Source organism: Arthrobacter sp. RIT-PI-e (genome assembly GCF_001187915.1).
Lineage (GTDB): Bacteria > Actinomycetota > Actinomycetes > Actinomycetales > Micrococcaceae > Arthrobacter_D.
Map to the genome: position 1 here is coordinate 1 of NZ_LGIU01000104.1, position 19898 is coordinate 19898.

Here is a 19898-nt window from a genome sequence, read left to right on the forward strand (position 1 = left end):
GTGGTGATCCGCAGTGAGTAGTACGAGTACCCTCCCCGTGGCGAGCCCGCGGGCGGTGCGGGCCGAGGCCACGCGCCTGATCCGGCACCACCGGCGCGGTCTCGGCGTGGTGATCGCGCTCTACGTGGGTTCGGCGATCGCCGGCCTGGCGGGTCCGCTGCTGCTGGGGCTGCTGATCGACGCCGTCACCGAGGGCACCACGGGCCGCTTCGTCGCCGTCGTGTCCCTCGCGATGCTCGGTTTCCTCACCGTGCAGTCGGTGCTGCGCCGCTACGCCACGCGCTCCGGCATGGTCTTCGGCGAACGCGTCTTCGCGCAGCTGCGCGAGGACTTCCTGTCCGACGTCACCGCCCTGCCGCTCTCCACCGTGGAGAGGGCGGGCACCGGGGACCTCGTGGCACGGACCACCAACGACATCGACGCCGTCTCCCACACCGTGCGCTTCGGGGTGCCGCAGGTGGTGGTGTCCCTCGTGACCATCGTGCTCACCCTCGTGGTCGCCGTCGTCACCTCCCCCGTTCTGTCCGTGGCACTCCTCGTCGGGTTGCCGCTGCTGTGGCCGGTGACGCGCTGGTACCTCAGGCGCAGTGCCACCGGGTACCTCCGCGAGCGGGAGACCTACGCCGGGGTCAACGGCACCATCACCGAGACCATCGAGGGTGCCCGCACGGTGGATGCGCTGGATCTCGGCGAGCTGCGCCGCCAGGACCTGGACGCCGCCCTCGGGAAGAGCTACGGCGCGGAGCGGTACACGCTGTGGCTGCGCTCGGTGCTGTTCCCCGCAGCGGACATCGCCTTCTGGCTGCCGGCCGTGGCCGTGCTCCTGTGGGGCAGCTGGCTCGCGGGTGAGGGCGTGGTGACCCCCGGCGTCGTCGCCACCGTGGCACTGCTCGCCGTCCGCCTGATCGACCCCGTGGACCTGCTCATCATGTGGACGGACGAGATCCAGGTGGGCGCGGCGTCGCTGGCACGCATCGTGGGCGTCAAGGACGTGGAACCGGACCGCGAGGCGAGCGCGGCGGCACCGGCGGACGAGGACATCGTGGTGTCCGCCGCGACCTACGCCTACCGCCCCGGGCACAACGTGCTCCACGGCGTGGATCTCACGCTGCGGCGCGGCGAGCGCCTCGCGGTGGTGGGACCGTCCGGGGCAGGCAAGTCCACGCTCGGCCGGCTGATCGCCGGGATCCACCCGCCCACCTCCGGCTCCGTCACGGTGGGTGGCGTACCCCTCGTGGACCGCCCGCTCGACGATCTCCGCCGGGAGGTGGCGCTGGTCACCCAGGAGCACCACGTGTTCGTGGGCTCCGTCTCGGACAACGTGCGCCTCGGCCGGGCGGAGGCGGACGAGACGGAGATCGTGGACGCGCTGCGGAGCGTGGGTGCGCTCGACTGGGTGGAGCAGCTCTCCGAGGGCACTGGCACGGAGGTGGGCTCCGGGGCGCACGAGCTCACGCCCGCCCAGGCGCAGGAACTGGCGCTGGCGCGGCTGGTCCTCGCCGACCCGCACACCCTCGTGCTGGACGAGGCCACCTCCCTGATCGACCCGCAGGCGGCGCGCGACCTGGAGCGCTCGCTCAACGCGGTGCTCGAGGGGCGCACGGTGATCGCGATCGCGCACCGGCTCCACACCGCGCACGACGCCGACCGCGTGGCGGTGGTGGAGGACGGCCGGATCTCGGAGCTCGGCTCGCACGACGAGCTGCTCGCGCTCGACGGGGCCTACGCGTCGCTGTGGCACTCCTGGCGGAGCGAGTGAGGCGCCGCCGCTAGTGGTCGAAGAACACCAGTGAGGAGTTGATCAGCTCGGCGATGACCTCGGCGTCGTGGGCCCGGCGCAGCGATTCCCGGAAGTTCTCCTTGAACAGGCTCCGGGCGATGGTTGCCAGGACCTCGAGGTGCTCGGAGAACGACTGCGCCGGGGTGGCGATGAGCAGCACCAGCGTGGCGGGGCCGTCCACCGCCCCGAAGTCCAGGCTGTATCCGAAGCGCGTGATCCCGACGGCGATCGAGGTCTGGTTCACGAACTCGCTGCGTGCGTGGGGCAGGCCCACCCCGCCCGGCAGACCCGTGGCCATCTGGTGCTCACGCGAGTTGACCTGATCGAGGAACCCCTGCAGGTCCGAGATCCGCCCCTCGGCGTGCAGACGTCCGGCGAGCTGCGCGGCGGCGTCCTCCTTCGAGGCCGCCTCCAGCTCGAGGATCACGAGCTCGGGGGTGGTGAGCTCGGCGTCGAGGAGCTCCAGGGACAGGTCGCTCACAGTGGGCCTTTCGGGATTCGGAGCCGGTTCCGGGACCCACGACAGCGGGAGCCGTGCACCGGTGCGAGCCACCACCTGCGGCGTCGTCCGGGGCACCCCCAGCTTAGCGGGGCCGCGGTACGGGAGCAGCAGGGATGACGCGGCGCGTTGCCCGCTCAGTCCGTGGAGGTGTAGGGCGAGACCACCACTTCCACGCGCTGGAACTCCTTGAGATCCGAGTACCCGGTGGTGGCCATGGCCCGGCGGAGCGCGCCGATCATGTTGGACGTGCCGTTCGTGTGGTGCGACGGCCCCCACAGCACCTCCTGGAGCGGACCCACCGTACCCACGTCCACCCGGTCCCCGCGCGGCAGCTCGCCGTGGTGCGCTTCCTGGCCCCAGTGCCACCCCTTACCGGGTGCTTCCTCGGCCCGGGCGAGCGCGGTGCCGAGCATGACGGCGTCCGCCCCCATGGCGATGGCCTTGACGATGTCACCGCTCGCCCCCATGCCGCCGTCGGCGATCACGTGGACGTACCGGCCGCCGGACTCGTCCAGGTAGTCCCGGCGCGCCCCGGCGACGTCGGCGATGGCGGAGGCCAGGGGCGAGTGGATGCCGAGGGCACGGCGGGTGGTGGTGGTGGCTCCCCCGCCGAAGCCCACGAGGACGCCGGCGGCACCCGTGCGCATCAGGTGCAGTGCGGGGGTGTACCCGGCGGCGCCGCCCACGATCACGGGGACGTCGAGCTCGTAGATGAACTTCTTGAGGTCCAGCGGCTCCTCGTTCTTGGACACGTGCTCGGCGGACACGGTGGTGCCGCGGATCACGAAGATGTCCACCCCTGCGGCGAGGACCGTCTTCGAGAACTCCTGGGTGCGCTGCGGGGTGAGCGATCCGGCCACGGTCACGCCGGCTTCGCGGATCTCGGCCAGGCGGCTGGTGATGAGCTCCGCCTGGATGGGGGCGTCGTAGAGTTCCTGCATCCGCCGGGTCACCGAGGAACCGGACCGGTCGGCGCTGAGGCCGGCGATCTCGTCGAGGACCGGCCGGGGATCCTCGTACCGGGTCCAGAGTCCCTCGAGGTTGAGGACGCCGAGGCCCCCGAGCCTGCCCATCGCGATGGCGGTGGCGGGGGACATCGCGGAGTCCATCGGTGCCGCCACCACGGGCATCCCGAACTGGTAGGCATCGATCTGCCAGTTCACGGACACATCGAGCGGGTCGCGGGTCCGCCGGGAGGGCACCACCGCCACGTCGTCCAGCGAATATGCCCTGCGTCCGCGCTTGCCTCGGCCGATCTCGATCTCGTAAGTCACTGCTCAAGGTTAGCCCAGGGTCGGATCGGCGAGCGCGGCGGGGACGACGGGGTGGCCGGTACCCGGCCCACGACGAGCAGACACGCCATCGGCCGGGCACCGGGTACGGGTCAGCGTCGGGTGTCGTGCAGGACCGTGAGCTTCAGGGTGGACCCCCTGGCCCCGGTCTTCACGGTGACGTCGCCGTCCGGTGCGGTGGATTCGATCTGCGGATGGTCATCGCTGGAGACCCGCAGCACCAATCGATGTCCTGCCGGGATCCGGTAGTGCGTGGGCCAGATGTGCACGCCCATGTCGTAGGTCTCACCGGGCTCTACCGGGGACAACCGGGTGTGGGTGTCGCGGTGGCTCGCTTTGAGCCACCCCTCGGTGACGCGGGTCGTGGTGCCGTCGGGGGCCTGGTCATAGAGGACCAGGGCGATGTTGCCGTCCGCTGCGGTGAAGGACGTCCTCAGGTCGGCGGTGGCATCACCGGCGAGCACCATGTCCTGGCGCATGGGCGCGGTGCTGAAGGTCAGCTGTTCGTGGGGCTCGGGAGGCGTGCTCTCCGTGTTGACGGTGAAGCCCTGTTCACCCGGCCGGCCTGCACCTCGTGACAGCGAGCCGTCGTGCCGCAGGTGGAGGGTGAGCTCCCGTGCCCGGTCGGCCGGCCACTGGTCGAACTGCTGCCAGCCGGCGCTCACCCCGGTGCTCGAGATCTCGTAGGAGGTGACGTGCTCGGCCGGGAGGGGCGCAGCTTGGTCGTCCTGCAGCCAGTGGTCCCACCAGGCGAGGTAACCGCCCAACCCGATGTCCTCGGGTTGGCCGGACGGCCATCCGTGCTCCCAGGGGCCGGAGACCAGCCAGACGTTCTCGGGCCGGGCCTGGTAGTTCTTCACCATCCCGTCGCGGTACCGGTCGTACCAGCCGTTGATCTCGAGCGTGGGAATGGTCAGGTTCTCCCAGCGCGACATGACGCTGCGGTCACGCCAGAAGTCGTCGTAGAGCGGGTGCTCGGCGTAGGTCTCCAAGGTGCTGGGAGCGGTCGATGCCTGCCAGCTGCGGATGCGAGGGGAGTAGATACCGCCGTGGTAGATGGTGTTCTCGTACCAGTCGTGGATGCCGTTGGCCGGGATGATCGCCTCGAGGTGCGGGGGCTTGTTGACGGCGACCAGCAGCGTGCTGTGCCCGCCGTAGCTGACGCCCATCTGGCCGATCTTCCCGGTGGACGAGGGATGCTGGGCCAGCCACTCGATGACGTCGTAGTTGTCGCGCTGTTCCTGCGGGCTGAAGGGGTCCAGGAGCCCGGGGGACTCCCCCGAACCGCGGGCCTGGCACACCAGCGCGTTGTAGCCGTGCTCCACGAAGTAGCCGGCTTCCTCGCCGAACTGCTCGGCGTTCCTGGCGTAGGCGGTGTACTCGTAGACGATGCCGGGGAACGTACCCGGAGCGACGTCCGTCGGGCTGGTCCCGGGCCGGTACAGCTGACACGCCAGTTCGGTGCCGTCGCGCACCGGTACCCGGACGTCCTCCCGCACCACGTCGTACTCGGCAGGGCGGTCGTAGGAGAAGAAGGGGTCGTCGGGCTCCGCCGGGACCCGGTCCTTCTGGGAGAGGGTCGGCGTGGCGGGGGTGGTGACCACGGGAGCTGCGACCGCAGGCATCGGCGAGAGCAGGGCGGTGGCGGTGATGAGCCCGACGACGGCGCGGCGACGGCGCGGTGCTGTGCCCGGGGAGGTGCTGGGGTGGGACCGGGACATGGATGTTCTCCTTCTACTGGTCGGAACGGGACGGAGTACTCAGCGGCAGGCTGAGGAGGTGGTAGCTGAGGGCCTTCCCGTGGCCGTCGAGGACCGGCGAGCCGGTGACCCCACCGCCCAGCGCCCCGGGGAGGGTGAAGACGAGGGCGTTGAGGCCGGGGAGGGACCGTTTCACCACGGGTCCGCTGAGGGGCAATGCGTAGTGGGTCGCGATGGCCTCCGGACTCAGGGCCCGCTCGAGCACCTGGTAGGCCTCCTCACTGCGGGCCAGCACGGCGAGGATGAGCGTGTCGCCCTTGTCCCCGGTCCGGACGTCGGCATGGTCGTCGATCGTTCCCATCACGCCTCCTCGATGCTCACGTGCGGTCGGACGAGTTCCCGGGGCAGGGTGCACGACCGGATGGCGAGCACCTCCTGGACATGCCGGCGGGCCCCGCCACCGCCGGCGGGGCCGGTCGTGTACAGCGACTCGACCTCCCACCCCACGGCGTCGGCCATGATCCGGTCGTCCACCCGCGCTGCGACCCGGAGCCGCACCTCCACGGGATCCTGCTGTCCGGCCAGACCCCGGAAGGCCGCACCGGCACCGACCAGTTCCACCAGGACGGCATCCGGGTCCAGTCCGTGGACGTCCGCCAACCGGGTACGGACGATCTCCGCAGCGAGCTCGGCCCGTTCACGTGCGCGAGGACCTGCGTAACTGATCTGGCCCTCCCCCAGCCAGCCACCGCGGAAGCCGAGTGTCACCTTCAGCTCGTCCGGGCGGGCCCGGCCCGTGCCACCGGTCACCCGCACCCGGTCCGGACCCGTCTGCTCGAGCTGGGCCCCGGAGAAGTCGGCCGTCACGTCGGGGGTGATGTAGGCGTACGGGTCGTTGACCTCGTAGAGGAGTTGTTCGGTGACCGTGCGCCTGTCCAGGCGTCCGCCGGAACCGGCCGGCTTGCCGAACACCGCGGCGCCGTCGGACTCCACGTCGGCGAAGGGGAAACCCAGTCGTGCCAGGTCAGGGACCGGCTTGGTGAGCGGGTCGGCGAAGTAGCCCCCCGTGAGCTGCCCGGCACATTCGAGCAGGTGCCCCACCATCGTCCCCTGTCCCAGGAGCACCGGATCCCCGTCGAGGTCCCAGCCGTGCTCATGGGCGAGGGGACCGAGGTACAGGGCAGGGTCGGCCAGCCGCCCGGCGATGACGATGTCGGCACCCTCTGCGAGTGCCTCCGTCACGGGAGCAGCGCCGATGTACGCGTTGGCCGAGACCAGGTCGTCGGTCTCCGCCGACAGCGGGGTCCCTGTTTCCCACAGCTCCGGGTCCACCCGCCGGACTGCGTCGAGGACGTCGTCACCGGTGATGACCCCGACCCGCGTCCCGGTGAACCCCCCGGCGCGCGCGATCTCGACGGCGAGCGCACCTGCCGCCGAGGGATCTGCGGCTCCCCCGTTGGTCACGATCGTGGTCCCGTGCTGCCTGCAGGTGGGAAGGGTGGCTTCGAGCCGACGGCGGAGCAGGGGGTCGTAGCCGTGGTCCGAACCGGTCAGACGCCGCGCATTGGCCCCGGCGATCGTCCGTTCCCCGAGGACCTCGAAGACGAGGTAGTCGAGGTCGGCTGACCGTGCGAGCTCCACGGCCGGGTCGATCCGGTCACCGGCGAACCCGGCCCCGGCACCGAGCCGGACGGTGCGGTTCATGGGGTGAGGACTCATGAGGCGGCTCCCACCATGACGGCCCCGGTCACCAGTGCCACCGCGAGCATGACCAGGCTCACGAGCCATGCCCAGCCGAACAGCGCCTTGATGTGCTTCCCGATGTCCACGCCGGCGAGCCCGACGAGGAGGTAGAAGGATCCGGTGAGCGGGCTGATCGGGAAGCCGACGGTCTCCTGACCGAGCAGTGCGGCCTGGGTGATCTCGATGGATGAGACGCCGTACTGCTCACCCAGGGCGTTCAGCACCGGAAGCACGCCGAAGTAGAACGCATCCGGGCCGAACAGCAGACTCAGCGGCACGCCGAGCACGCCCACGATCAGGGGCAGACCGGGGGCTGCCGTCGCGGGGATCACGGAGGTGGCGGCGCCCGCCATCGCGGTGATCATGCCGGACCCCTCGAGGATCCCGAGGAAGGCCCCTGAGGCCAGGAGGGTCGTGGCCATGAGCATGGCCCCCGTGGCGTGCGCCTCGATGCGCGCGGTCTGGCTCTTGAGCCCCGGATAGTTCACCACGAGGGCGATCACCACCCCGACGACGAAGATCAGTTCCGGCCGTGCCAGTCCGGCGATCAGGACCGCCAGCACGGCCACGGTCAGGATCGCGTTGAACCACAGCAGGCGGGGCCTGCGCAGTGCCTGCTCCTCCTCGGTGAGGTCGTCGACCGCGGGCCGCGACGTCTCGGTCAACGTGTCAGCACCCGTGTCCGACGACGCTCCGGCTCCCGGTCCGCGGTGTCCGGCCGGGGCGGGGGAGGGTGCGTCGACGGCGCCGTCGTCGGCCGTCGTCGACGCGGTGCGGCCGATGCGACGCTGCTCACGCTTGCCCAGATACCAGGCGATACCGAGGGCCGCGATCATTCCGGCGATCTGCGCAGGGATCAGCGGGACCCAGAGGTCGTTGGCCGGGACCCCCGCGGTGGCGGCGGCACGAGCGGTGGGACCGCCCCAGGGCAGCAGGTTCATCGTGCCCGCACCCAGTCCCACGCAGACGCTCAACGTCAGGCGACGCATGCCGAGACGGTCGAACAGCGGGATCATGGCCGGGATGGTGATGAGGAACGTGGTGGCACCGGCGCCGTCGAGGTGCGCTGCCATGGCCAGGGCCGTCGTCGCGAGGCACACGGTGACCGGGGCGTTGCCCGCCCAGCGGATGATGCGGCGGATCACGGGGTCGAAGAGACCGGCGTCCCGCATCACGCCGAAGTAGGTGATGGCGAAGATGAACATCACCGTCACGCCCACGACTCCCCCGAGGCCGTCGGCGACGAACTCGCTGATCTCCGTCGGACCGAAGCCGGCGATCAGCGCGAAGACGATGGGCACCCCGGCCAGGGCGACCACGGCCGCCACCCGGCTCGTGAGCAGGAGCGCCAGGATCACCCCGATGGTGAGAAATCCGGTCCAGGCGAGCATGTGGTTCCTTTCGAAGGGTTTCCCTCAGCGTGATCCACATCACTTATGAGGTCAAAGATCAATCGGACCTAGAATCATGCACCATGAGCATAAATCTGGGACTTCATCATCTCCGCGCGCTCGTAGCCGTTGCAGACCACAGGAGCTTCACGCTGGCCGCGACCCAGCTCGGGGTGGGGCAGTCGTCCCTGAGTCGCACCGTCCTGGAGGCCGAACGACGCCTGCGTACGCCCCTGTTCCAGCGCAGCACCCGTCATGTGGTCCTGACGACGGACGGTGCCGCGGTCGTTGCGGTCGCCCGCTCGGTGATCGAGCAGATGGATGCCGGTCTCGAACACATCCAGGGGTACCTGTCAGGTGTCCGGGGCAGCATCACCATCGCCACGCTGCCCTCGCTGGCGGCCACTGTGCTGCCTCCCGTGATCCGCCGCTACCAGGAGCTGCACCCCGATGTGGTGCTCCATGTGGAGGACAACCTGAGCGATCAGGTGAGCGAGGACCTCAGGCTGGGGAGGGCCGACCTGGCACTGACCGCCGATCCGGTGGAGAACGCGGACCACGTCCGCCATCCGGTGGCCACGGACCGGTTCTTCCTCGCCATGCGCCCCGACCACCGGTACGCGGCACGGAAGCACGTGGGGTGGACCGACCTGGAGTCCGAACCACTGATCGCCTTCGGAGCGGCATCCAGCATCCAGCACACCGTCGGCCGCGCACTCCAGGACGCCGGGGTTGCACCTGCGACGCTCGTGCAGGCGCAGAATGTCGCTGCCGTGGCCGGCCTGACCGCGGCCGGGCTGGGCGTGACACCCGTTCCGGGGTTCGTGCTGCCGCTCATGCGCTTCGCCGACCTCGTCTTCGTGCCCCTCGTGCCGGAGTACGTCCGTGCCATCACGATGATCCACCACCGCCATCGACCGCTCTCGCCGGCCGTGAGGCAGTGGGTGGAGCTGGTGGACCAGCACCTCGCCGCAGAACCGCAAGCCCTTCCGGGGGTGCGGTGGGCCCGACCCGATCCGGAGGTCACCCGCGCGGAGTCGGGAGCCTACCGCGCGTGACGCTCCTCCGCACGGCCGCGGGGGGCCGACCGTGCGGAGGACACGGCCTCAGTCCCGGTGGAGCAGGAGGGCCTCGCCCTGTCCCCCGCCCCCGCCCAGGGAGACCGCTGCGCGCCCCGAGCCGCGCCGGGAGAGCTCGTAGGCCGCATGCAGGACGAGCCGCGCGCCGGACGCCCCGATGGGATGCCCCAGAGCCACGGCTCCGCCGTGGAGATTGGCCTTCTCCAGCGGGTACCCGAGATCCTCCAGGGACTGGATCAGGACGGCGGCGAACGCCTCGTTGACCTCGATGAAGTCGAGGTCCTGCACGGTCCACCCGGCCTTCCGCAGGGCCGCCTCGATGGCACGGGACGGCTGCGAGTGCAGGGACGTGTCCGGGCCCGCGACCTGCCCGGGCGCCCCGACGACGGCCAGGTACTCGAGGCCGTGCCGGTCGGCGTACTCACGGGTGGTCATGACGACGGCGGCGGCACCGTCGCTCAGCGGGGAGGAATTGCCGGCGGTGATGGTGCCCTCGGGGTGGAAGGCCGGACGCAGCCGCGCCATGGATTCCGGTGTGGAATCCGGACGTACGCCCTGGTCGGCGTCGACGACGAGCGAAGCTCCCTTGCGCTGCGGGATCTCCACGGGGACGATCTCCTCGGCGAGGACACCCTCGGCCGTGGCACGGGCAGCACGCTGGTGGCTGGTGGCGGCGATCTCGTCCTGCTGCTGCCTGCTGATGGACCGCTCGGTGTTACCCGAGTCCGTGAGCGAACCCATGGAGATGTCCTCGGTCGCATCGACCAGCCCGTCCCGGGAGACGGCATCGGCCAGGACGAGGTCCCCGTAGCTCTTGCCCTGGCGTACGCCCAGGGCCAGGTGGGGCGCATTGCTCATCGACTCCTGGCCGCCGGCCACCACCACGTCCGCCTCGCCGCCGCGGATCATGCGGGCGGCGTGTGTGACGGCCAGCAGACCCGAGAGACACACCTTGTTCACGGTCTCGGCCGGCACGTGCAGCGGGATGCCGGCCGCCACGGCGGACTGGCGGGCCGGGTTCTGGCCCGCACCGGCCTGCAGCACCTGACCCATGATCACGTAGTCGACGGCGGACGGTTCGAGTCCGGCGCGCTCGAGGGCGCCGCGGATGGCGTGGGCCCCCAGCTGCACCGCCGCCAGGGATGACAGCGCACCCATGATCTTTCCCTGCGGAGTGCGGGCACCGGACAGGATCACGACGTCGGTGGGCTGGTTCATCGGTTCTCCTCGGTTGAATCGGCGGTGGGCGCGCCGTCCACGGGCACGTCCTTCGGGGTGACGTCCTGCAGCCCGACACGGAACCCGGCTTCGGTCTTGTCCCTGACCTCGTCCTCGGTGACGGCGGGAGCCATGCTGCGCAGGACGAGCCCTGCCTCCTCGACGTCGAACACGCAGAGGTCGGTGATGATCCGGTCCACCACGCGGACACCGGTGAGCGGGAGATCGCACTCGGTCCTGATCTTGGCGGAGCCGTCCTTCGCCACGTGCTCGGTGAGGACGATGACGCGCGGTGTTCCCGCGACCAGGTCCATGGCCCCGCCCATCCCCTTGACCATCTTGCCGGGGATCATCCAGTTGGCGAGGTCCCCGGAGCCGGAGACCTGCATGGCGCCGAGGACGGCGACCTTCACGTGCCCGCCCCGGATCATGCCGAACGAGGTCGCGGAATCGAAGACGGAGGCACCGGGGCGCAGGGTGATGGTCTGCTTGCCCGCGTTGATCAGGTCAGGATCCTCCTCGCCCTCGTAGGGGAAGGGGCCCATACCGAGGACCCCGTTCTCGGACTGCAGCACCACGTCCACCCCCTCGGGCAGGTGATTCGCCACGAGGGTGGGGATGCCGATCCCGAGGTTCACGTAGTCGCCGTCGGAGAGCTCCGCGGCGGCGATGGCCGCCATCTCGTCGCGGGTCCAGCTCATGCCAGGTCTCCTTCGTCGTGGGCCGAGGTCTGCCCTGGTCGGGGGCGCACCGTACGCTGCTCGATCTCCTTGGGTGCTCCGCTGTACCGGATGACGTGCTGGACGTAGACGCCCGGGGTCACCACCCGGTCGGGGTCCATTCCCCCCGCCTCGACGATGTGCTCGGCCTCGGCGAAGGTGACCTTCCCGGCGGTGGCGACGACCGGGTTGAAGTTCCGGGCAGCGAACCGGTAGGTGAGATTCCCTCCTGCGTCGGCCTGCCAGGCGTGCACCAGGGCCACGTCGGCGACGATGCCGCGCTCCTGGACGTAGGAGACGCCGTCGAACTCGGCGTGCGGCTTGCCCTCCGCCACGACGGTACCCACCCCGGTCCTCGTGTAGAAGGCGGGAATGCCGGCGCCCCCGGCCCGGAGTCGCTCGGCGAGTGTCCCCTGCGGGGTGAACTCGACCTCGAGCTCACCGTCCAGATACTGCTGGGCGAACAGCTTGTTCTCCCCCACGTAGGACGCGAGCACCTTCTGCACCTGGTGGTTCTCGAGCAGGAGCCCGAGGCCCTTGCCGTCCACGCCCATGTTGTTGGAGACCACGGTGAGCCCGGTGACCCCGGAGTCCCGGACGGCCTCGATGAGATCCCGCGGTATGCCACTGAGCCCGAATCCTCCCACGGCGATCGTCATGCCGTCGCGCAGGTGCTGCCCGAGCGCCTCCGGTGTGCTGTCCCTGACCTTGGACACCCTCGTCCCCCTCGTCGTCGATAATCCGATCACCTAGAACCTAGGGACTCTCCACATGGTGGTCAACCGGTCCGCCTGATCCGAGGAGCAATCGATCACCATACGGGCAGGACGGCGTTATCTGTCCATATAGTGGATCCATGACGGATGGGATCGAAACTGCATCGGGCACCCAGGTGGTGCACCGCGTCGCCCTGTTGTTACGGGCGATCGCCGCGCAGGAGCACGGTGCCACGGTGGCCGGGCTCGCCGTCACCACGGGGCTGACCCGCCCCACCGTGCACCGGATCCTCCTGGGACTGTCCGCCGAGGGACTCGTCACCCGCGCGGTGGACGGCGGGACCTGGCAGCTGGGGCCGGAGCTGTACGTGCTGGGGGCGATCGCAGCTCACCGCTACCCCATCCGTGAACTCGCCGGCCCCTCCCTGACCCGCTTGGCGGAGACCACGGGAGAGAGTGCTTTCCTGTCCGCGCGTCGTGATCTGGAGACCGTGTGCCTGGCTCGGAGGGAAGGTGCTTTCCCCATCCGTTCCCATGTGCTCCACGAGGGCTTGAGACTCCCGCTCGGGGTGGCCTCGGCGGGGCTGGTGATCCTCGCTCACCTTCCGGACGCCGACGTCGAGCGTATCCTCGACGCCACCGCGGGGGCCCGTGGTGCCTGGGGCCGTCAGCACACGGCGAAGCAGATCCGCCGGCTCCTCGAGGACGTGCGGCGGGACGGGTTCGCCACGAACCCGGGCATGATCGTCGAGGGCAGCTGGGGCATGGCGGCCGCGGTGTTCGACGCGACCGGCGCCCCGGCCTACGCCCTGAGCATCACCGGCATCGAGACGCGGTTCTCGGCGGATCGACGCCCCGGGCTGGGACGGGCACTGCTGACGGAGAGCCACCGGCTCTCACGTGCGCTCGGCGGCGAGTGATCCGGAGCCCGCCCGACCTACTCCAGGCGCCGCAGGAGGCTCTCGCGCACCCGCGGCCACTCCTCGCGCAGCACCGAGTAGACGGCGATGTCCCGCCAGGTACCGTCCGCACGGCGGTTGACGTGCCGGAGGACGCCTTCCGGGGAGGCGCCGAGGCGTTCGATGGCCGCCTGTGAGCGCCGGTTCAGGATGTCGGCCTGCAACCGCACCCGCTCGAACCCGTGCTCGAAGGCCGTTCCCAGCAGCAGGTGCTTGGCATCCGCGTTGACCGCCGTCCCCCACACCTCCGGGGCGTAGGCCGTCCAGCCCAGGTGCGTGGACCCGTTGGGGAGATCGAAGTCCCCCAGGGTGGTGGTGCCGACGACCCTCGCGCCGTCCGATCGCAGACAGACGGCGTAGACGTTGCACCGCTCCCACTGCAGGTACCGGCGGAGGAACCCGGACCACTGCCCGAAGTCCTCCCGGTACGCGGCCGGGCCCCCACCCCATCCCCCGGCGAACACCTCGGGTGTGCCGATCGCCGAGAACAGGGCGGGCAGGTCCTCCTCCGTCAGGGGGCGGAGCAGGACCGCGGAGCCCTCGAGGGCGGACTGCGGATCGGGCCGGGAAGCATCCATGCCCCCAATGATCGCAGCGAACACCGCACCCCCCGGAGGGGACCCGCACCGGGACTGGGTAGCCTGGAGGTCAAGGACCATCAGCGAGAACGGGGATCATCATGACCACCAAGGCGCCGGAATCAGCCGTCCAGTTCACCGCCCACGAGCTGCTCGCGCTGCTCAGCGTGAACCGGGGTGCGGGCGAGCAGGGCACGCGCTCCATGCTCAAACTCGCGGACCTCCCTGGTGACGCCGACCTGGTGCGGGCCGGGTTCTCCACCCTCGTGGTCCGCGAGCTGCTGGAGACCGAGGGCGAGAAGACCTCGCTCCGTGGCCCTGCGAAGGTGCTCGCGCAGATCCTCACCACCGCGAACCTCTGGGTGGACGTGACGGTCGCGGACAGGACCTCCACGTCGGTGACCTTCCTCATCGAGTCCCCCGGGGGCAGGGTGGCACTCTTCATCCGACCCGCCGGGATCGTGATGGGTGTTCCCCTGGCGCCGACGGTGGACTGCACGGCCATGGCCCTGGACATGGTGGGTAAGAACTTCGCCGCGCACGAGCGCGACTCCCTGGTCTCCGTCCGCCGCCGTGTACAGGACGGCCCCGTGGCGGCGGCGAGCATCCGGCGCACCTCCGAGCGCGGGTGGGAGTTCACGAGCGGACCCGCGGACCAGCAGGTGACGGCGGACGCGGCGGTGTGCACGGACCTGGACGAGGCCCTCGCACGGCTCCGCGACGAGCTCGGATCGGCATCGGAGGGGACGACGGCGCACGGCGCATAGGCGGACCGGGCGGGCCTTCAGGACCCGGGGAGCTGGCTCTCGAACATGCGGAAGTAGCGCCCGCGCAGGGCCACCAGCTCCTGATGGGTCCCGCTCTCGACCACGCGCCCGTCCTCGAGCATGTGGACCACGTCGGCCTTCTCGATGGTGGCGAGCCGGTGGCTGATCGCGATGATCGTCCGCGAGCGATCGGCGAAGAGGCGCGTGAAGATGCGGTGCTCGGCGAGGGCGTCGATGGCGGACGTCGGCTCGTCCATCACGACGAACGGTGCGTCCCGGTAGAAGTTGCGTGCCATGGCGAGGCGCTGCCACTGACCGCCGGAGAGTCCGTTGCCCTTCCGCCCGCGGGGATCCTCCATCCAGTTGCTCACGTAGTTCTCGAAACCGTTGGGCATCCTCTCGATGAAGTCCGCCGCCTCGGCGTCACGGGCGGCGCGGCGCACGCGGTCGTCGTCGCGGGGTCCGTGGACATCGCCGAAGTGGATGTTGTCCTGCGCGGTGGCGAAGTCGTAGCGCAGGAAATCCTGGGACATCACGGCGAGGTGCCGGTGCCAGGCGTCGATCCGGATCCCCCTGAGATCGCGTCCGTCGAGGAGGACGTCCCCCTCGCCGGGCTGGTAGAGGCCCGCGAGCACCCGGATCAGGGTGGACTTGCCGGCGCCGTTCTCCCCCACGATCGCCACGTGCGTCCCGCGCCGGAAGGACATGGAGATGCCCTTGAGCACTTCTGACGCACTGCCCGCGTAGGTGAAGTGGATGTCGCGGAGCTCGACGGCGGAGGGCGCCTCCTCCAGCTCCCCGCGTGCGGTGGTGGAGAGCGGAAGGTCCATGAACTGCTCGTAGTCCTTGAGGTTCGCGAGATCCTCGTCGATGGAGCTGAGCGAGGACACGAGGTTGTTCGCGGTACTGAGCGCCCGGCTCACGATCTGCTGCACGTAGAGGAACTGACCCACGGGTTGCGCGCGGGCGACGATCTGCGTCACGATCCACACCAGCGCCAGTAGCTCGGCGCCGTACTGCAGGGCATCGGCGAGCAGCTGCTTCGGGATGTAGCGGCGCTGGAAGTCCAGCCGGCGCTTCTCGTCGGCGTCCCGCAGCGTGGAGCGCAGGTCCATCAGGTGGCGGACGATCCCGTAGAGCCGCATCTCGGCGATGTGCTGCGGCTTCATGAGGTTGTTCTCGATCATGCGCCGCTGCCTGCGGGAGTCCACCTGGGTGTTCCAGTGCGCCATCTGCTCGCGTGAGAGCCGGAACTGAAGGTACACGCTGGGGATGATCGCCAGCAGGACGATCAGCGCCACCCACCAGCTGACGAGGAACAGTGCGCCGATCGCCAGCCCCACGGACACCAGCTGCGTGAAGATCGCCGCGATGCGGTCCAGCACGCGGGCGTAGGAGTCGGAGAAGCGGCGGGCACGGTCGTACAGGTCCACCGTGTCCTTGTCGTCGTACCGCCAGAATTCCAGGGCGAGGAACCGCTCGTACATGCGGTCCCCCACCACAGCACCCACCCGGAACCCCAGTACCTGCTGGATGTAGCGGTCCACACTCGTGAACGCGCCCCACAGCAGCCCCAGCACCGTGGTGATGACCACGTAGACGACGGCGAGCCGCCCGGCGTCGGGCTCGCCCGCATATGCCGCGGCGAGCTCGGTGGTGGTGAGCGCCGCGAAGTAGGTGGTCACCAGCGGCAGGACGGCCGAGATCAGGGAGCCGATCACCTTCATGGCCACGGCCCCGGGCGAGGCCTTCGCGCTCACGGAGAGGACCTGGCCCACGGCCCGGGCGTAGGGCGCGAGCGGGAGCTTCCTCCTGGCGCTCCGGGCGGCTCCCCGATGCGGGGTGCTCATGCGGCGTACCACCCGCTCGCCGTGGAACGGGAGGGGCGCCGCACGAGGCTGTTACTTGGACCCGTAGTTCGGTGCCTCCACCGTCATCTGGATGTCGTGGGGGTGGGACTCCTTGAGCCCGGCCGAGGTGATGCGGACGAACTTGCCCTTGGCCTTGAGCTCCGGGATGGTGCGGGCACCGGTGTAGAACATGGTCTGCCGGAGGCCGCCGACGAGCTGGTAGGCCACGGAGGCGAGCGGCCCGCGGTATGCCACGCGCCCCTCGATGCCCTCCGGGATCAGCTTGTCGTCCCCGGCCACGTCCGCCTGGAAGTAGCGGTCCTTGGAGTAGGAGGTGTTCTTGCCGCGGGTCTGCATGGCGCCGAGGGAGCCCATGCCGCGGTAGGTCTTGAACTGCTTGCCGTTGACGAAGATGAGTTCACCGGGCGCCTCGGCCGATCCGGCCAAGAGCGAGCCGAGCATCACGGTGTCCGCGCCCGCCACGATGGCCTTGCCGATGTCACCCGAGTACTGCAGCCCGCCGTCGGCGATCACCGGCACACCGGCCGGGATGGCGGCCTTCGCCGATTCGTAGATGGCGGTGACCTGCGGGACGCCCACACCGGCGACCACGCGCGTGGTGCAGATCGAGCCGGGCCCCACGCCCACCTTGATGCCGTCCGCGCCGGCGTCGACCAGGGCCTGCGCGCCCTCGCGGGTGGCCGCCTGGCCGCCGATGACGTCCACGTGGGCCAGCGAGGGCTCGGCCTTCAGGCGTGCGATCATCTCCAGCACACCTGCGCTGTGACCGTTGGCGGTGTCCACGAAGAGTGCGTCCACGCCGGCGTCCACGAGGGCCATGGCGCGCTCCCACCCGTCCCCGAAGAAACCGATGGCGGCGCCCACCCGGAGGCGGCCGTCGTCGTCCTTGGTGGACAGCGGGTACTGCTCGGCCTTGGTGAAGTCCTTGACCGTGATGAGACCGCGCAGGACGCCGTCGCCGTCCACGAGGGGAAGCTTCTCGATCTTGTTGGTGGCGAGGAGGCCGATGGCGTCGTCGCCGCTGATCCCCACGTGCCCGGTGACGAGCGGCATGCGCGTCATGACGTTCTTCACCAGCGTGGTGGGGAAGTCGCGCTCCAGGACGAAGCGGGTGTCGCGGTTGGTGACGATGCCGAGGAGGTGACCGGTCTCGTCCGCCACCGGGAGGCCGGAGACGCGGTAGTGGCCGCACAGCTCGTCGAGCTCCTGCAGCGTGGCATCGGGGCCGATGGTCAGCGGGTTGGTGATCATGCCGGACTCGCTGCGCTTCACGCGGTCCACCTGCTCCGCCTGGTCGGAGATGGAGAGGTTGCGGTGGATGACGCCGAGGCCGCCCTGCCGGGCCATCGCCACGGCCATGCGCGACTCCGTCACGGTGTCCATCGCCGAGGAGAGCAGCGGGGTCCTCACGGTGATCCGCTTGGAGATGCGCGACGACGTGTCAGCCTCCGAGGGGATGACGTCGGTGTGTCCCGGGAGCAGCAGGACGTCGTCGTAGGTCAGGCCGATGAATCCGAAGGGGTCGTGGATCTGGCTGGACTGCTCGCTCACTGCTGCGCCTCTTTCGGGATGACCGGGTGGGGAGGGCCGGGAGTCGGTGCACACCGACAGGGCTCTGGAAAGTCTAGAACGGAAGACCGGGACGCACTATTCCGGTGACGGCGCTCACGTCACCGGCCCGATCCGTCACCAGAGCACCGAACCCCGTACCCTAGGAGGAGTATGTCCCCGCGGGCGACGGGGATCGCACCATTGTCATCATGCAGGTGGCCGGCTCCGACGCAAGGCGTCCGAGACCCTCCGCCTCACCCCAGCTACGAGAGAATCCTAATCTGTGAATAAAAGACCTGCCGCACTGAAAGCACCACGGGAACTGGCCAAGGGAGCCATGCGCATAGTCGCTCTCGGTGGTATCGGTGAGATCGGCAGAAACATGACCGTCTTCGAGTTCGAGGGCAAGCTGCTGATCGTCGACTGCGGTGTCCTCTTCCCCGAGGAGCACCAGCCGGGCATCAACGTGATCCTGCCCGACTTCTCCTACATCCGCGACCGCCTCGACGACGTCGTGGGCCTGGTGCTCACCCACGGGCACGAGGACCACATCGGCGGTGTCCCGTACCTCCTGAAGGAACGCGCGGACATCCCCCTGATCGGGTCCAAGCTGACACTGGCGTTCATCGAGGCCAAGCTCAAGGAACACCGCATCACCCCGAAGACCGTCCAGGTCAAGGAGGGCGACCGCCGCGCCATGGGCGGGTTCGACCTCGAGTTCGTGGCCGTGAACCACTCCATCCCGGACAGTCTCGCCGTCGCCATCCGCACCGCGGCCGGCATGGTGCTGCACACCGGTGACTTCAAGATGGACCAGTTCCCCCTGGACCGCCGCATCACGGACCTCGGCGCGTTCGCCCGGCTCGGCGCGGAGGGCGTGGACCTGTTCCTCACCGACTCCACCAACGCGGACGTGCCCGGTTTCACCACCTCGGAGAAAGACCTCTCCCCCGCGATCGACGCCGTCTTCCGGACCGCGCCGCGCCGCATCATCGTCTCCAGCTTCGCCAGCCACATCCACCGCATCCAGCAGATCATCGACACCGCCCACCGGCACCGCCGCAAGGTGGCGTTCGTGGGCCGCTCCATGGTGCGCAACATGACCATCGCGGCGGACCTCGGCTACCTGACCATCCCGCAGGGACTGCTGGTGGACTTCAAGAAGCTCGAGCGCAGCGACGACCACAAGGTGGTGCTGATCTGCACCGGGTCGCAGGGCGAGCCCATGGCCGCACTGTCCCGCATGGCCAACAAGGACCACGCGATCCGCATCAGCGAGGGTGACACCGTGCTGCTGGCGAGCTCGCTGATCCCCGGCAACGAGAACGCCATCTACGGCATCATCAACGCGCTCACCGAGATCGGCGCCAACGTGGTGCACAAGGGCAACGCCAAGGTCCACGTCTCGGGCCACGCCAGCGCCGGTGAGCTCGCGTACTGCTACAACATCGTGAAGCCGCGTAACGTCATGCCGGTGCACGGCGAGTGGCGCCATCTGCGGGCCAACTCGGAGATCGCCGTCGCCACCGGGGTGGATCCCCGCAACGTGGTGATCGCCCAGGACGGCGTGACCGTGGACCTGGTCCGCGGCCGTGCGACGCTCTCCGGCAAGGTGGAGGCCGGCCTGGTGTTCGTGGACGGCGACAGCGTGGGCGGCATCACCGAGGAGGACCTCGTGGAGCGCCGTCGTCTCGCCGAGGAGGGCGTGGTCACCGTGCTCGCCATCATCGACCCGGACAACGGCGAGATGGTCGAGGCCCCCGAGTTCTTCACCAAGGGCTTCTCCTGCTCGGACGAGGATCTCGACAAGGCGGGCGCCGCCGTCGAGAAGGCGCTGCGCGACGCCGGCTCGAACCGCCAGGGCGGTCGCCGTCAGGACCCCGAGGAGATCATCGAACGGGCCACCTCCAACTGGATGCGCCGGTTCTACAACCGCCAGCCCGTGGTCACGGCGATCGTGGTCGACGCCTGATCCCCGGATCCACTGCACGACGGACCCCCGGTACTCCTGGTCAGGAGTGCCGGGGGTCCG

The 19898-nt window shown here is 69.8% G+C and carries 17 protein-coding genes; 5 read left to right on the forward strand and 12 right to left on the reverse strand.

Features of this window, described 5'->3' with window-relative positions:
* Positions 1–13: 13 nt before the first annotated feature.
* Entirely contained in the window at positions 14–1759 is a 1746-nt protein-coding gene (locus AC792_RS15690) for an ABC transporter ATP-binding protein (protein ID WP_049831426.1), read from the forward strand.
* Positions 1760–1769: 10 nt separating this feature from the next.
* On the opposite strand, the gene AC792_RS15695 is transcribed toward AC792_RS15690, so the two are convergent.
* The 6 genes from AC792_RS15695 to AC792_RS15720 form a co-directional block, all read right to left on the reverse strand.
* Complete coding sequence (locus tag AC792_RS15695; RefSeq protein ID WP_082177823.1) at positions 1770–2261, reverse strand: PTS sugar transporter subunit IIA; 492 nt, start codon at positions 2259–2261, stop codon at positions 1770–1772.
* Positions 2262–2416: 155 nt separating this feature from the next.
* Positions 2417–3556: a GuaB3 family IMP dehydrogenase-related protein gene (locus tag AC792_RS15700; RefSeq protein ID WP_049831427.1), complete on the reverse strand. Its 1140-nt coding sequence runs from the start codon at positions 3554–3556 to the stop codon at positions 2417–2419.
* A 110-nt stretch (positions 3557–3666) separates the two neighbouring features.
* Positions 3667–5295 carry a CocE/NonD family hydrolase gene (locus AC792_RS15705; protein WP_049831428.1) on the reverse strand — a complete coding sequence of 543 codons (1629 nt, stop codon included), beginning with the start codon at positions 5293–5295 and terminating at the stop codon, positions 3667–3669.
* A 13-nt stretch (positions 5296–5308) separates the two neighbouring features.
* On the reverse strand, positions 5309–5635 hold the full coding sequence (locus AC792_RS15710; protein ID WP_049831429.1) for an AtuA-related protein: 327 nt from the start codon (positions 5633–5635) through the stop codon (positions 5309–5311).
* Complete coding sequence (locus tag AC792_RS15715; RefSeq protein ID WP_049831430.1) at positions 5635–6993, reverse strand: acyclic terpene utilization AtuA family protein; 1359 nt, start codon at positions 6991–6993, stop codon at positions 5635–5637. Before AC792_RS15715 ends, AC792_RS15710 begins: the two co-directional genes overlap by 1 nt.
* The gene (locus AC792_RS15720; RefSeq protein WP_049831431.1) at positions 6990–8408 is read right to left on the reverse strand and encodes a CitMHS family transporter; all 1419 of its coding nucleotides are present in this window, start codon (positions 8406–8408) and stop codon (positions 6990–6992) included. Before AC792_RS15720 ends, AC792_RS15715 begins: the two co-directional genes overlap by 4 nt.
* 83 nt (positions 8409–8491) lie before the next feature.
* Here AC792_RS15720 and AC792_RS15725 point away from each other — a divergent pair, with 83 nt between their 5' ends.
* A complete protein-coding gene (locus AC792_RS15725; protein WP_082177824.1) occupies positions 8492–9466 on the forward strand; it encodes a LysR family transcriptional regulator in 975 nt (324 codons plus the stop codon).
* A gap of 48 nt (positions 9467–9514) precedes the next feature.
* Here AC792_RS15725 and AC792_RS15730 read toward each other — a convergent pair whose 3' ends face one another.
* Genes AC792_RS15730 through AC792_RS15740 form a run of 3 tightly spaced genes read right to left on the reverse strand, consistent with a single transcriptional unit; the run spans position 9515 to position 12140 of the window.
* A complete protein-coding gene (locus AC792_RS15730; protein WP_049831433.1) occupies positions 9515–10705 on the reverse strand; it encodes an acetyl-CoA C-acetyltransferase in 1191 nt (396 codons plus the stop codon).
* Positions 10702–11406, reverse strand: coding sequence for a CoA transferase subunit B (locus AC792_RS15735; protein ID WP_049831434.1), 705 nt, complete (start codon positions 11404–11406; stop codon positions 10702–10704). The genes AC792_RS15730 and AC792_RS15735 overlap by 4 nt, the downstream gene beginning before the upstream one ends.
* A complete protein-coding gene (locus AC792_RS15740) occupies positions 11403–12140 on the reverse strand; it encodes a CoA transferase subunit A (protein WP_049831435.1) in 738 nt (245 codons plus the stop codon). Before AC792_RS15740 ends, AC792_RS15735 begins: the two co-directional genes overlap by 4 nt.
* A gap of 140 nt (positions 12141–12280) precedes the next feature.
* Between AC792_RS15740 and AC792_RS15745 the strand changes: the two genes are divergently transcribed.
* Positions 12281–13060, forward strand: a complete 780-nt coding sequence (locus AC792_RS15745; protein ID WP_152916285.1) for an IclR family transcriptional regulator — start codon at positions 12281–12283, stop codon at positions 13058–13060.
* A 17-nt stretch (positions 13061–13077) separates the two neighbouring features.
* Here AC792_RS15745 and AC792_RS15750 read toward each other — a convergent pair whose 3' ends face one another.
* Positions 13078–13677 (reverse strand): GNAT family N-acetyltransferase, encoded by a 600-nt coding sequence (locus AC792_RS15750; protein ID WP_049831436.1) that lies wholly within the window; start codon positions 13675–13677, stop codon positions 13078–13080.
* A gap of 101 nt (positions 13678–13778) precedes the next feature.
* Between AC792_RS15750 and AC792_RS15755 the strand changes: the two genes are divergently transcribed.
* Entirely contained in the window at positions 13779–14444 is a 666-nt protein-coding gene (locus tag AC792_RS15755; protein WP_049831437.1) for a hypothetical protein, read from the forward strand.
* A 17-nt stretch (positions 14445–14461) separates the two neighbouring features.
* Here the strand turns inward: AC792_RS15755 and AC792_RS15760 are convergent, their stop codons facing one another.
* Together AC792_RS15760 and guaB are read right to left on the reverse strand one after the other, a co-directional pair.
* The gene (locus tag AC792_RS15760; protein WP_049831438.1) at positions 14462–16294 is read right to left on the reverse strand and encodes an ABC transporter ATP-binding protein; all 1833 of its coding nucleotides are present in this window, start codon (positions 16292–16294) and stop codon (positions 14462–14464) included.
* A gap of 51 nt (positions 16295–16345) precedes the next feature.
* Positions 16346–17866 (reverse strand): IMP dehydrogenase, encoded by a 1521-nt coding sequence (gene guaB / locus AC792_RS15765; protein ID WP_049831439.1) that lies wholly within the window; start codon positions 17864–17866, stop codon positions 16346–16348.
* A gap of 337 nt (positions 17867–18203) precedes the next feature.
* Here guaB and AC792_RS15770 point away from each other — a divergent pair, with 337 nt between their 5' ends.
* The gene (locus AC792_RS15770; RefSeq protein ID WP_049831440.1) at positions 18204–19838 is read left to right on the forward strand and encodes a ribonuclease J; all 1635 of its coding nucleotides are present in this window, start codon (positions 18204–18206) and stop codon (positions 19836–19838) included.
* Positions 19839–19898 lie beyond the last annotated feature (60 nt).